The sequence below is a fragment of the Pseudomonas sp. B7(2017) genome (assembly GCF_002112745.1).
Classification (GTDB): domain Bacteria; phylum Pseudomonadota; class Gammaproteobacteria; order Pseudomonadales; family Pseudomonadaceae; genus Aquipseudomonas; species Aquipseudomonas ekonensis.
Genome location: NZ_NEIP01000001.1, coordinates 514,685 through 527,626, shown reverse-complemented (window position 1 = coordinate 527,626; position 12,942 = coordinate 514,685). Strand labels below are relative to the sequence as shown.

Genomic DNA, 12,942 nt, shown 5'->3' with positions numbered 1-12,942 from the left:
TCACGCTTTGTCCGTTGCCGGCGCCGGCGTCGTCGGCAAGGTGAAGCCGGACACCGAACGGCGCAGCTGGCTGGCCATTTTCGCCAGGTTGCCGATGCTGTCGGCGGTGGCGGTGGAGCCGGACGAGGTCTGCGAGGTGATCTGCTTGATCACGTTCATCGTCAGGGAGATCTGCCCGGCCGACGAGGTCTGCTGCTGCGCTGCGTTGGAAATGCTCTGGATCAGCGCGGCGAGGGTCTTGGACACGCCTTCGATCTCTTCCAGGGCCACCCCGGCGTCCTGCGCCAGGCGTGCGCCGCGCACCACTTCGGTGGTGGTCTGCTCCATGGAGATGACCGCCTCGTTGGTGTCGGCCTGGATCGCCCGCACCAGCGTCTCGATCTGCCGCGTGGCGGCGGAGGAACGCTCGGCCAGGCGCTGCACCTCATCGGCGACCACGGCGAAGCCGCGCCCGGCATCGCCGGCCATCGACGCCTGGATCGCGGCGTTGAGCGCCAGGATATTGGTCTGGTCGGCGATGTCGTCGATCAGGCTGACGATGTCGCCGATCTCCTGGGACGACTCGCCCAGGCGCTTGATCCGCTTGGCGGTGTCCTGGATCTGCTCGCGGATGTTGTCCATGCCGTGGATGGTGTTGTGCACCACCTCGTTGCCCTTGTTGGCGATGTCCACCGAACGTTCGGCCACCGCCGACGATTCGGCGGCGTTGGCCGACACCTGGTCGATGGACTGGGCCATGTCGCTGATCGCGTTGGAGGCTTCGGCGATCTGCTGGGCCTGGTGCTCCGAGGCCTGGGCCAGGTGGATCGCGGTGGCCTGGGTCTCCTGCACCGCAGCGGCGACCTGGCCGGCGGTGAGGTTGATGGTCGCCACCAGGTCGCGCAGCTGGTCGACGGAATAGTTGATGGAGTCGGCGATGGTGCCGGTGAAGTCCTCGGTCACCGACGCGGTCACCGTCAGGTCGCCGTCGGCCAGGTCTTCGATTTCGTCGAGCAGACGCATGATCGCGTTCTGGTTGCGTTCGTTCTTCTCGGCGGTCTCGCGCAACTGACGGTTGGTCTCGCGCACCATGACCATGCCGATCAGGATGATCGACGCCAGCGCCAAAAGGCCCAGCACATAGCCGCCGATGGTGTCGGTGCTGCGCCCGCCGGCCAGGTTCTCGAAGCGGCTGGCCAGGTGCGAGGCTTCGTCGAGCAGGGTCTGCGACAGGCTGAAGATGTTGGTCGCCGACTCGCGCACCTTGAACAGTTCCGGCGAGGTTTCCAGGATCTCGTCCACCGAGCCGGAAACGAACTGGAACAGCTCGGCGATCTCGCCCAGCCGCGCCCGGGCGTCGCGGTCTTCGACCTGGCTGATCTTCAGCGAAGGGTTGCCCTGCAGCATGCCGTTGAGCACCTGGCCGAACCGGGTGGCGTCGCGGCCGAAGGCATCGGCGGCCTGCTGCGAGTTCTCGTCGCCGGACAGCACGGTGTTGACCGCTCCCAGGATCCGCTCCGCCAGCAGCGACTGGCGCTGGGCCATGGCCACCTGCCCCGCCGGGGCGCCGCGCTGGAGCAGGATCTCCACGACCTTCTCGTATTCGATCTGCAGCTGCGGTACGGTTTCGGCCAGGGTCGCCGCCACCTGGTGCAGGGAGAGCACGGTCTGTTCGCTGGACAGGATGGCGTCGGCGTTCTTCAGCAGGCGCTCCCAGTCCAGCTGCACGGCGCGCATCTCCGGGCGCACGGTGGACGGCGCGGGCGGCAGGCCGGTGGCCGCGTCGCCTTTCTTCAGGTAGCCCCAGCGCTGGGCGAAGTCGTTGCGCGCATCGCTCAGCAGCTTGAACGCGGCGGCCTTGCCGGCGGCGGCTTCGGTGGCGTTCTTGGCGATGCGCTGGGACAGCACCCGCAGCTCCCCGGCGTGGCCGATGTACTGCTTGTCGTAGTTGGCCTGGGTGTTGAGGTACGCGAAGTTGGCGAACAGCAGCATGATGAACACGATCAGCGCGATGAACAGCACGATGATCTGCGAGCGGCTGCGCGAGCCTTCTGCGGGCATGCCTGGTTTTGCTTTTGTCATCGGTCCTCGCCTTCGAAACTCGCCACAGACCTGTGGGAGCGGGCTTGCCCGCGAAAGGGCGGCTCAGCCAGCCTCAATGTTGAATGTCAGACCGCATTCGCGGGCAAGCCCGCTCCCACAGGGGCGCTCTGTTGTTGCGGCTATATTGCGACGTTCATGAACCCCGGGGACTGCGCCAGGGCAAACAGGCTGAACACCCGCCAGTCCTGTTCGCGCCGGAAGTGCCCCTTGAGAAACCCGGCCTTCGCACCCTGCCGCTCACTGATCGGCAACGGCTCGAAGCTGTCCTGCTCGAAATGCTGCAGCCCGAAGACCTCATCGACCAGCAGCCCGGCGAACACCTCCCGGTGCTCCACCACCAGCACCCGCCGCTGCTTGCGCAACGGCGACAGCTCATGGCCGAAGAAGCCGCACAGGTCCATCACCGGCAACAGCCGCCCGCGCAGGTTGGCGACGCCCTTGACCCACGGCTTGACCCCCGGCAACTGGGTGAAGCGCGGTTCAGGAAGCACTTCGCTGATCTCGCCCATGGGCGTCACGTACCAGTGCTCGCCCAGGCGGAAGCCGATGCCGCTCCACAGGTCCCGGCTGGCCGGCGGCGACGGCAGCTGCGCCGCCAGCGACCGGCAGCGCAGATCCATCTGCCACAGCAGCTCGAACGCGGTCAGCGACCCGCTCATGGCTGCGCGCTCAACCGGCCAGCACGTTGTTCAGGGTCTTGATCAGGGTGTCTTCCTCGACCGGTTTGGTCAGGTAGTCCTTCGCGCCCTGGCGGGTGCCCCAGACCTTGTCGGTTTCCTGGTCCTTGGTGGTGATGATGATCACCGGGATATGGCTGGTCTCGGCATCCTTGGTCAACTGGCGGGTGGCCTGGAAGCCGTTGAGGCCGGGCATGACGATGTCCATCAGCACCGCGTCGGGCTTCTCCTGACGGGCCAGGGCCACGCCGTCGGCGCCGTTTTCGGCCTTGAGCACCTCATGGCCGTGCTTTTCCAGCATGCCGGTCAGTTTGTACATTTCGGTCGGCGAATCATCGACGATCAGGATACGAGCCATGGTCTTCCCCATTTTTCTTGTCGACGCCCGGCCCGCTGGCCGCGCGTCCTTGTACGTGTCTCACTGCAGCACTGCGGCAAAGCCCGGCACATGGGCCGCTATCGCGTCGAGCAGCTCTTCCTTGCTGAACGGCTTGGTCAGGAATTGGTCGGAACCGACGATCCGCCCCTTGGCCTTGTCGAACAGCCCGTCGCGGGACGACAGCATGATCACCGGCGTCGCCTTGAACGCGCTGTTGTTCTTGATTAAAGCGCAGGTCTGATAACCATCCAGACGCGGCATCATGATGTCCACGAAAACGATGTCCGGATGGTTGTCGACGATCTTGGCCAACGCCTCGAAACCGTCGACCGCCGTGATGACGTCGCACCCTGCGTTTTTCAGCAAGGTCTCGGCGGTGCGGCGAATCGTTTTCGAGTCGTCGATCACCATGACCTTCAAGGCGCTGGACTGCTGTTCCATAAGGGGGCTCTACCGTCGCCTTTGCGAATCAATATGTCCGTTTTGCGATGACTGCCGGCTGCAAACCCTTGCCGTTCAAGGGCCAGCCCGGTATGGCAGCCTTTTTAGCACAGTCTCCCCATGCAATCTATCGACGGGTTTTCCCTTGACCGCAAACCCGCCCGGCGCCACTCTGACGCCACTTTTTCCGCACCGTTTCGGTAGCCCATTTTCGAGGAAAACCCCATGAGCGTTCGCGTCGGGATTGTGATGGACCCCATCGCCAGCATCTCCTATAAAAAGGATAGCTCGCTGGCCATGCTGCTGGCCGCGCAGAAACGCGGCTGGGAACTGTTCTACATGGAGCAGCGCGACCTGTACCAGGCCGAGGGCCAGGCCCGGGCACGGATGAAGCCCTTGAAGGTGTTCGCCGACCCGCAGAAGTGGTTCGAGCTGGGCCAGGAGCAGGATTCGCTCCTCAGCGACCTGAACGTGATCCTGATGCGCAAGGATCCGCCGTTCGACATGGAGTTCGTGTACTCCACCTACCTGCTCGAGCAGGCCGAAAGCGCCGGCGTGCTGGTGGTCAACAAGCCGCAGAGCCTGCGCGACTGCAACGAGAAGCTGTTCGCCACGCTGTTCCCGCAGTGCACGCCGCCGACCGTGGTCAGCCGCCGCGCCGACGTGCTGCGCGAGTTCGCCGCCCAGCATGGCGACGTGATCCTCAAGCCGCTGGACGGCATGGGCGGCACGTCGATCTTCCGCCACCGCGCGGGCGACCCGAACCTGTCGGTGATCCTGGAGACCCTGACCGCCCTCGGCACCCAGCAGATCATGGGCCAGGCGTACCTGCCGGCCATCAAGGACGGCGACAAGCGCATCCTGATGATCGACGGCGAGCCGGTGGACTACTGCCTGGCGCGGATCCCGGCCCAGGGCGAAACCCGCGGCAACCTGGCGGCCGGCGGCCGGGGCGAAGCCCGCCCGTTGACCGACAAAGACCGCTGGATCGCCGCCCAGGTCGGCCCGACCCTGCGCGCCAAGGGCCTGCTGTTCGTCGGCCTGGACGTGATCGGCGAGCACCTGACCGAGATCAACGTCACCAGCCCGACCTGCATCCGCGAAATCGACAACGCCTTCGGCACCGACATCGGCGGTCTGCTGATGGAGGCCATCTGGAAAAAGCTGCAGGCTTGATGTGCGTCACATGCAGCCTGTCGCTTGATGCCTGAAGCCCAAGGCGTACGACCAACATTGCGTTATCATGCGCGGCCTGTGAAAAACGCGATGTTGGTTTCCTTGTCATGACGCTTCCGTCCGATCTGCCCGCAGAACTCGCCCACACCGGCGTGCGCCCGGTCGATCGCCTCGGATTTACCCTGTTCCTGGCGGCGCTGATCCATTTGGCGCTGCTGCTGGGCGTGGGCTTCACCATGGTCGAGCCCAAGCAGATCAGCAAGACCCTGGAAATCACCCTCGCCACGTTCAAGAGCGAGAAGAAGCCCGCCAAGGCGGATTTCCTCGCCCAGGAAAACCAGGAAGGCAGCGGTACGCTGGACAAGAAGGCGATTCCCAAGACCACCGAGGTCGCGCCGTTCCAGGACAACCAGGTCAAGAAGATCACCCCGCCCCCCGCCGCCAAGGCCGAGGTGAAGGAAGCGGCGCCCAAGGCCGCCGTGACCACGGTCGCGCCGAAGCCGCAGAAGGCGCCGACCAAAAAGGAAGAGACCAAGACCGAGACCCGGCCGGCGGTCGACGCGCCGACGTTCGACAGCTCGCAGCTGTCCAGCGACATCGCCAGTCTTGAGGCCGAACTGGCCCACGAACAGCAGTTGTACGCCAAGCGCCCGCGGATCCACCGTCTGAGCGCCGCCTCGACCATGCGCGACAAGGGCGCCTGGTACAAGGACGAATGGCGCAAGAAGGTCGAGCGCATCGGCAACCTCAACTACCCCGACGAGGCACGGCGCCAGCAGATCTACGGCAACCTGCGGCTGATGGTGTCGATCAACCGCGACGGATCGCTGTATGAGGTGATGGTGCTGGAGTCCTCCGGCCAGCCGCTGCTGGACCAGGCCGCCCAGCGCATCGTCCGCCTGGCGGCGCCGTTTGCGCCGTTCACCGGGGACCTGTCGGACATCGATCGGCTGGAAATCATCCGCACCTGGAAATTCGCCCGGGGCGACCGCCTGTCCAGCAACTGACGGAACGCCTTCGCGGGCTTGCCCGCAAAGACGCCATCAAGGGCACCGCAGGGCGCACTTGTCAGCATCCCCGGCTTGTCAGTTCGCCCCTTGACCGCCACACTAGCGCACATGAAAAACGTCAGCCCCAGCTACCTCAAGCATCACTTCCTGATCGCCATGCCGCACATGGCCGACCCCAACTTTGCCCACACCTTGACCTACATCGTCGAGCACACGGCCAATGGCGCCATGGGGCTGGTGGTGAACCGACCGCAGGAGCTGAACCTGGCCGACATCCTGGAGCAGCTGCGCCCGGACATCGAACCGCCGGCACGCTGCCAGCACGTGCCGATCTACATCGGCGGCCCGGTGCAGACCGACCGCGGCTTCGTCCTGCATCCGGCGGGGCAGACCTTCCAGGCCACCGTCGAACTGGACGGCCACCTGGCGCTGTCCACCTCCCAGGACGTGCTGTTCGCCATCGCCGACGGCGTCGGCCCGCAACAGAGCCTGATCACCCTCGGCTACGCCGGCTGGGAAGCGGGGCAGCTTGAGGCCGAACTGGCCGACAACGCCTGGCTGACCTGCCCGTACGACGCCGACGTCCTGTTCAGCACCCGCAGCGACCTGCGCCTGGAAGCCGCCGCCAAGCACCTGGGCATCAACCTGAGCCTGCTGACCAGCCAGGCGGGGCACGCCTGATGGCCCTGCGCCTTATCCTCGGCTTCGACTACGGCACCCGCTCGATCGGCGTGGCGGTCGGCCAGGTCATCACCGGCCAGGCCCGCGAGCTGTGCACCCTGAGGGCACAGAACGGGGTGCCCGACTGGAACCAGGTCGAAGCGCTGATCAAGGAATGGAAACCCGACGCCGTGGTGGTCGGCCTGCCGCTGAACATGGACGGCACGCCCAGCGAGATGTGCGAGCGCGCCGAGAAGTTCGGCCGCCGCCTCAACGGCCGCTACAACCTGCCCTTCTATACCCACGACGAACGCCTGACCACCTTCGAGGCCAAGGGCGAGCGGATGGCCCGCGGCGGCCAGAAGGGCAGCTACCGCGACAACCCGGTGGACGCCATCGCCGCCGCCCTGCTGCTGCAGGGCTGGCTCGACGAAAACACCGCATTGTTTGAATCCTGACAAGCGCTTCGGCGCTTTTCTTTTGGCTACGACCCGGGCCGCCGTCCACACGCGCCGGCCCGCCCCCGAGAAGGAGCAACCATGAGCCTGCCCAATCCCGCCGATCTGATCAGCCAGATGGCGACCCGCCTCAAGGCGCACCTGGACGCGCGCGGCATCGGCGAGCCGCGTTTCATCGGCATCCGCACCGGCGGCGTCTGGGTCGCCCAGGCCTTGCTCAAGGAACTGGGCAGCGATGCGCCGCTCGGCACCCTGGACGTCTCCTTCTACCGCGACGACTTCAGCCAGAACGGCCTGCACCCGCAGGTGCGCCCCTCGGCCCTGCCCTTCGAGATCGAAGGCCAGCACCTGGTGCTGATCGACGACGTGCTGATGAGTGGGCGCACCATCCGCGCCGCCATGAACGAACTGTTCGACTACGGCCGCCCGGCCAGCGTGACCCTGGTCTGCCTGCTGGACCTGGACGCCGGCGAGCTGCCGATCCGCCCGAACGTGGTCGGCGCCACGCTGAAGCTGGCCGCCCACGAGCGGGTCAAGCTGTCCGGCCCTGAGCTGAACCTCGAACTGCAAGACCTTGCCTTTTAATCCGCCCTATTGAGAGTCCCCTTCGCGATGACGCCTCTAGACACCAAGCGCCCGCTGCAGCTCAATGACCAGGGCCAGCTGCGCCACTTCCTCTCGCTCGACGGCCTGCGCCGCGAGCTGCTGACGGAAATCCTCGACACCGCCGACTCGTTCCTCGAAGTCGGCGCCCGGGCGGTGAAGAAAGTCCCGCTGCTGCGCGGCAAGACCGTGTGCAACGTGTTCTTCGAGAACTCCACCCGCACCCGCACCACCTTCGAACTGGCGGCCCAGCGGCTGTCGGCGGACGTGATCACCCTGAACGTGTCGACCTCGTCGGCCAGCAAGGGCGAAACCCTGCTCGACACCCTGCGCAACCTGGAAGCCATGGCCGCCGACATGTTCGTCGTGCGTCACGGCGACTCCGGCGCCGCGCACTTCATCGCCGAGCACGTCTGCCCGCAGGTGGCGATCATCAACGGCGGCGACGGCCGCCACGCCCACCCGACCCAGGGCATGCTCGACATGCTGACCATCCGCCGGCACAAGGGCAGCTTCGAGAACCTCTCGGTGGCCATCGTCGGCGACATCCTGCACTCGCGGGTGGCGCGCTCGAACATGCTCGCCCTCAAGACCCTCGGCTGCCGGGACATCCGCGTGATCGCGCCCAAGACCCTGCTGCCGATCGGCATCGAGCAGTACGGCGTGAAGGTCTACACCGACATGGCCGAAGGCCTGAAGGACGTCGACGTGGTGATCATGCTGCGCCTGCAGCGCGAGCGCATGACCGGCGGCCTGCTGCCGAGCGAGGGCGAGTTCTACCGCCTGTTCGGCCTGACCACCGCGCGCCTGGCCGGGGCCAAGCCCGACTGCATCGTCATGCACCCGGGACCGATCAACCGCGGGGTGGAGATCGAGTCGGCGGTGGCCGACGGCCCGCACTCGGTCATCCTCAACCAAGTCACCTACGGCATCGCGATCCGCATGGCCGTGCTGTCCATGGCCATGAGCGGACAGACCGCCCAGCGCCAATTCGAGCAGGAGAACGCCCAGTGAAGCTCAGCATTCTCGGCGCACGCGTCATCGACCCGGCCAGCGGCCTGGACCGCGTCACCGACATTCACGTCGAAGCCTGCAAGATCGTCGCCCTCGGCGCCGCCCCGGCGGGGTTCGCCGCCGTGGAAACCATCGACGCCCAAGGCCTGGTGGCCGCTCCGGGGCTGGTGGACCTCAACGTCGCCCTGCGCGAGCCGGGCTACAGCCGCAAAGGCACCATCGCCAGCGAAACCCGCGCGGCGGCGGCCGGCGGCGTGACCAGCCTGTGCTGCCCGCCGAAGACCAAACCGGTGCTCGACACCTCCGCCGTGGCCGAACTGATCCTCGACCGCGCCCGCGAGGCCGGCAACACCAAGGTGTTCCCCATCGGCGCCCTGAGCAAAGGCCTGGACGGCGAACAACTGGCCGAGCTTGCGGCCCTGCGCGACGCCGGCTGCGTGGCGTTCGGCAACGGCCTCAAGAGCTTCGGCAACACCCGCACCCTGTGCCGGGCGCTGGACTACGCCGCGACCTTCGACCTGACGGTGATCTTCAACTCCCAGGACCACGACCTGGCCGACGGCGGCCTGGCCCACGAAGGCGCCACCGCCAGTTTCCTCGGCCTGCCGGGCATCCCGGAGACCGCCGAGACCGTGGCCCTGGCCCGGGACCTGCTGCTGGTGGAGCAGACCGGCGTGCGCGCGCACTTCAGCCAGCTCACCAGCGCCCGGGGCGTGGCGCTGATCGCCCAGGCCCAGGCCCGCGGCCTGAAGGTCACGGCGGACGTGGCGCTGTATCAGCTGATCCTCACCGACGAGGCGCTGATCGACTTCAGCAGCCTCTACCACGTCCAGCCGCCGCTGCGCACCCGCGCCGACCGCGACGGCCTGCGCGAAGCGGTGAAGTCCGGCGTGGTCTCGGCGATCTCCAGCCATCACCAGCCCCACGAGCGCGACGCCAAACTGGCGCCGTTCGGCGCCACCGAACCGGGCATCAGCAGCGTCGAGCTGTTGCTGCCGCTGGCGATGACACTGGTGGAGGACGGTCTGCTGGACCTGCCGACCCTGCTGGCGCGCCTGAGCGCCGGCCCTGCCGAGGCCCTGCGCCTGCCGGCGGGCAAGCTGGAGGTGGGCGGCGCGGCGGACATCGTGCTGTTCGATCCGAAGGCGTCGACTGTGGCCGGCGAAGCCTGGCTGTCGAAGGGCGAGAACTGCCCGTTCATCGGCCACAGCCTGCCGGGCGTGGTGCGCTACACCCTCGTGGACGGCCGGATCAGCCACCAGGCGTAACCCTGCGGCGAGGGAGCTTGCTCCCTCGCCGCAATTCGTTTCACTGGAAGGCCCTGCGGTTCTGCTGGTTACGCAGCGAAACCTGGTCGTTCAGCGTCCAGAAGTCATACAGCACACCGATGAAGAACAGCCCGCCGGTCAGCAGGTACAGCAATCCGCTGATCCACTTGCCCTGATACATGCGGTGCACGCCGAACACCCCGAGGAACGTCAGCAGGATCCACGCCACGTTGTATTCGATGGGGCCGGCGGTGAAGCGCAGGTCGGCCTCGCGGTCCATCGCCGGGATCAGGAACACGTCGATCAGCCAGCCGATGCCGAGCAGGCCGAAGGTGAAGAACCAGATCGTCCCGGTCACGGGCTTGCCGTAATAGAAGCGGTGAGCGCCAGTGAAGCCGAAAATCCACAGCAGGTAGCCGATCACTTTGCTGTGGGTGTCCTGGTTCGCGCCCGGCGGTTGATAGCGGTTCATGAAGACCTCGATTCACGCAATAGATAAATATTCTTTAATTCTTTGTGACTTTTTTACAGGTAGCCGACGTACGGCAAATGCTACCGTGTTCCCCGTCAAAGCCTTATAGCACCTGACTTCTGTCCGACAATGGCGTCCATTTGCCGCTTGTTTGGTTCCGTTGCCCCCTGTTCGAATCGACCAACGGCCTCGGAAGGGACAAAAAAGCTGTTATAAAGTTGCGCGCTAACACACAAGAGCCCTGCCTAATGCGTCCATTTTTCAAGACATGGCTGACCATTTGCCTACTGATGCCACTGGCCGCCCACGCCACCAACCGTGAGCAACGACTTCCCAACGTCAACGGCTACACCCCCAAATCCCATGCGTCTGCTCCGTCGAACAAGGGCAAGCAGAGCAAGCACACCACGCTCAGCAGCAACGGCCACAGCAAGGTCGTGCCGCCGATGGCGAACAAGGAAAGCAGCAACGTCCTGAGCCGCGCGGTGAACGTCCTCGGCACGCCGTACCGCTGGGGCGGCAGCAGCCCGAGCAAAGGCTTCGACTGCAGCGGCCTGGTGAAGTACGCGTTCAACGATGCCACCTTCGACCTGCCCCGCACCTCCAACGCAATGGCCAGCGGCCATGGCGAGAAGGTCGAGCGCAAGGACCTGAAGCCGGGCGACCTGATCTTCTTCAACATCAAGAGCCGCCGGGTCAACCACGTCGCCATCTACCTGGGCAACGACCGCTTCATCCACGCCCCGCGCCGCGGCAAGGCCGTGAGCATCGACACGCTGAACAAGCCGTACTGGGAACAGCACTACGTCGTCGCCAAGCGCGTACTGCCCAAAGAACCCAAGCAGATGCGCGTCGTCCAGCGCTGAGCCCCGCCGTGAGGGAGCCTGCTCCCTCACCGCACTCCTCCCCCTCAGAAATTGTCCGGCGTGCGCGCCTTCTCCCGCGCATGCTCGCGGCTGATCAACCCCTTGGTCACCAACTCCTTCAGGCACATGTCCAGGGTCTGCATCCCCAGCGACCCGCCGGTCTGGATCGCCGAGTACATCTGCGCCACCTTGTCCTCGCGGATCAGGTTACGGATCGCCGAGGTGCCGAGCATGATCTCGTGGGCCGCCACCCGCCCGCCGCCGATCTTCTTGATCAGCGTCTGCGACACCACCGCCAGCAACGACTCGGACAGCATCGAGCGCACCATCGATTTCTCGTCGCCGGGGAACACGTCCACCACCCGGTCGATGGTCTTCGCCGCCGAAGTGGTGTGCAGGGTGCCGAACACCAGGTGCCCGGTCTCGGCGGCGGTGAGCGCCAGGCGGATGGTTTCCAGGTCGCGCATCTCGCCCACCAGGATTACGTCCGGGTCTTCGCGCAGCGCCGAACGCAGGGCCGTGGCGAAACTGCGGGTATCGCGATGGACTTCACGCTGATTGATCAGGCATTTGCGCGATTCGTGGACGAATTCGATGGGGTCTTCGATGGTCAGGATGTGATGGTGGCGGTGGGTGTTGAGGTAGTCGATCATCGCCGCCAGGGTGGTGGACTTGCCTGAACCGGTGGGCCCCGTCACCAGCACCAGGCCGCGTGGGGCGTCGGTGATCTTGCGGAAGACGTCGCCCATGGCCAGGTCCTCCATGGTCAGCACCTTGGACGGGATGGTGCGGAACACCGCGCCGGCGCCGCGGTTCTGGTTGAACGCGTTGACCCGGAACCGCGCGACGCCGGGCACTTCGAAGGAGAAGTCGGTTTCCAGATGTTTCTCGAAGTCCACCCGCTGGGTGTCGTTCATGATGTCGTAGATCAGTTCGTGCACCTGCTTGTGGTCCAGCGCCGGAAGATTGATCCGCCGCACGTCGCCGTCCACGCGGATCATCGGCGGCAGGCCGGCCGACAGGTGCAGGTCGGAAGCGCCCTGTTTGGCGCTGAAGGCCAGCAGTTCGGTGATATCCATAGCGTCCCCCAATTCCAGTAGAATGCCGCGAACCCTCAGACCGCCGGCGCCTCTTGATGTCCACGATAGCAGACAACATTTTCAACGTCGGGTCGCGCATCCAGGCCGCGACCCAGGCCGCCGGACGCGGCGAAGACAGCGTCCGGCTGCTGGCCGTGAGCAAGACCAAACCCGCCCGGGCCCTGCGTGAAGCCTATGCCGCCGGCCTGCGGGACTTCGGCGAGAACTACCTGCAGGAAGCCCTGGGCAAGCAGCAGGAACTGGCCGACCTGCCCTTGATCTGGCACTTCATCGGCCCCATTCAGTCGAACAAGACCCGCTCGATCGCCGAGCATTTCGCCTGGGTGCACTCCGTGGACCGTCTGAAAATCGCCCAACGCCTGTCCGAGCAGCGCCCGGCCGACCTGCCGCCGCTGAACATCTGCATCCAGGTCAACGTCAGCGGCGAAGCCAGCAAGTCCGGCTGCGCCCCGGCCGACCTGCCCGCCCTGGCGCAGGCCATCAGCCAATTGCCGCGCCTGAAGCTGCGCGGACTGATGGCGATCCCCGAGCCGACCGAAGACCGGGCCGCCCAGGACGCCGCCTTCGCCGCCGTGCAGCGCTTGCAGGCCAGCCTCGACCTGCCCCTCGACACCCTTTCCATGGGCATGAGCCACGACCTCGAGTCGGCCATCGCCCAGGGCGCCACCTGGGTCCGTATCGGCACCGCCCTGTTCGGCGCCCGCGACTACGGCCACATTTCTCAATAAGGACCTGA

At 65.9% G+C, this 12,942-nt stretch carries 15 protein-coding genes; 9 read left to right on the top strand and 6 right to left on the bottom strand.

The genetic code is table 11. The annotated features are described in order from the left end of the window. The 4 genes from CAG29_RS02510 to pilG form a co-directional block, all read right to left on the bottom strand. Positions 1-2,061, bottom strand: a complete 2,061-nt coding sequence (locus tag CAG29_RS02510) for a methyl-accepting chemotaxis protein (RefSeq protein ID WP_085580821.1) — start codon at positions 2,059-2,061, stop codon at positions 1-3. 140 nt (positions 2,062-2,201) lie between these two features. After that, positions 2,202-2,741, bottom strand: coding sequence for a chemotaxis protein CheW (locus CAG29_RS02505; RefSeq protein WP_085580823.1), 540 nt, complete (start codon positions 2,739-2,741; stop codon positions 2,202-2,204). A gap of 10 nt (positions 2,742-2,751) precedes the next feature. Further along, positions 2,752-3,117, bottom strand: a complete 366-nt coding sequence (pilH, locus tag CAG29_RS02500; protein ID WP_003229091.1) for a twitching motility response regulator PilH — start codon at positions 3,115-3,117, stop codon at positions 2,752-2,754. Positions 3,118-3,177: 60 nt separating this feature from the next. Beyond that, the gene (pilG, locus tag CAG29_RS02495) at positions 3,178-3,579 is read right to left on the bottom strand and encodes a twitching motility response regulator PilG (RefSeq protein ID WP_085580825.1); all 402 of its coding nucleotides are present in this window, start codon (positions 3,577-3,579) and stop codon (positions 3,178-3,180) included. A 225-nt stretch (positions 3,580-3,804) separates the two neighbouring features. Here pilG and gshB point away from each other — a divergent pair, with 225 nt between their 5' ends. The 7 genes from gshB (at position 3,805) to CAG29_RS02460 (ending at position 9,768) form a co-directional block, all read left to right on the top strand. Further along, positions 3,805-4,755 (top strand): glutathione synthase, encoded by a 951-nt coding sequence (gene gshB, locus CAG29_RS02490; protein WP_085580827.1) that lies wholly within the window; start codon positions 3,805-3,807, stop codon positions 4,753-4,755. A 107-nt stretch (positions 4,756-4,862) separates the two neighbouring features. Continuing rightward, on the top strand, positions 4,863-5,762 hold the full coding sequence (locus CAG29_RS02485) for an energy transducer TonB (RefSeq protein ID WP_085580829.1): 900 nt from the start codon (positions 4,863-4,865) through the stop codon (positions 5,760-5,762). 111 nt (positions 5,763-5,873) lie between these two features. Further along, positions 5,874-6,446 (top strand): YqgE/AlgH family protein, encoded by a 573-nt coding sequence (locus CAG29_RS02480; protein ID WP_085580831.1) that lies wholly within the window; start codon positions 5,874-5,876, stop codon positions 6,444-6,446. Beyond that, entirely contained in the window at positions 6,446-6,883 is a 438-nt protein-coding gene (ruvX, locus tag CAG29_RS02475; protein WP_085580833.1) for a Holliday junction resolvase RuvX, read from the top strand. Before CAG29_RS02480 ends, ruvX begins: the two co-directional genes overlap by 1 nt. A gap of 81 nt (positions 6,884-6,964) precedes the next feature. Continuing rightward, positions 6,965-7,468 (top strand): bifunctional pyr operon transcriptional regulator/uracil phosphoribosyltransferase PyrR, encoded by a 504-nt coding sequence (gene pyrR / locus CAG29_RS02470; RefSeq protein ID WP_085580835.1) that lies wholly within the window; start codon positions 6,965-6,967, stop codon positions 7,466-7,468. 27 nt (positions 7,469-7,495) lie between these two features. Beyond that, entirely contained in the window at positions 7,496-8,500 is a 1,005-nt protein-coding gene (locus CAG29_RS02465) for an aspartate carbamoyltransferase catalytic subunit (RefSeq protein WP_085693820.1), read from the top strand. Continuing rightward, entirely contained in the window at positions 8,497-9,768 is a 1,272-nt protein-coding gene (locus tag CAG29_RS02460; protein ID WP_085580840.1) for a dihydroorotase, read from the top strand. Before CAG29_RS02465 ends, CAG29_RS02460 begins: the two co-directional genes overlap by 4 nt. A 40-nt stretch (positions 9,769-9,808) precedes the next feature. Here CAG29_RS02460 and CAG29_RS02455 read toward each other — a convergent pair whose 3' ends face one another. Continuing rightward, positions 9,809-10,240, bottom strand: coding sequence for a TM2 domain-containing protein (locus tag CAG29_RS02455; protein ID WP_085580842.1), 432 nt, complete (start codon positions 10,238-10,240; stop codon positions 9,809-9,811). Between the two features lie 248 nt (positions 10,241-10,488). On the opposite strand from CAG29_RS02455, the gene CAG29_RS02450 reads away from it, so the two are divergent. Continuing rightward, positions 10,489-11,106 carry a C40 family peptidase gene (locus CAG29_RS02450; RefSeq protein WP_085580844.1) on the top strand — a complete coding sequence of 206 codons (618 nt, stop codon included), beginning with the start codon at positions 10,489-10,491 and terminating at the stop codon, positions 11,104-11,106. Between the two features lie 44 nt (positions 11,107-11,150). Here the strand turns inward: CAG29_RS02450 and CAG29_RS02445 are convergent, their stop codons facing one another. Beyond that, the gene (locus CAG29_RS02445) at positions 11,151-12,185 is read right to left on the bottom strand and encodes a type IV pilus twitching motility protein PilT (protein WP_085580846.1); all 1,035 of its coding nucleotides are present in this window, start codon (positions 12,183-12,185) and stop codon (positions 11,151-11,153) included. A 56-nt stretch (positions 12,186-12,241) separates the two neighbouring features. Between CAG29_RS02445 and CAG29_RS02440 the strand changes: the two genes are divergently transcribed. After that, complete coding sequence (locus CAG29_RS02440; RefSeq protein WP_085580848.1) at positions 12,242-12,934, top strand: YggS family pyridoxal phosphate-dependent enzyme; 693 nt, start codon at positions 12,242-12,244, stop codon at positions 12,932-12,934. The last annotated feature ends 8 nt before the right edge of the window (positions 12,935-12,942 follow it).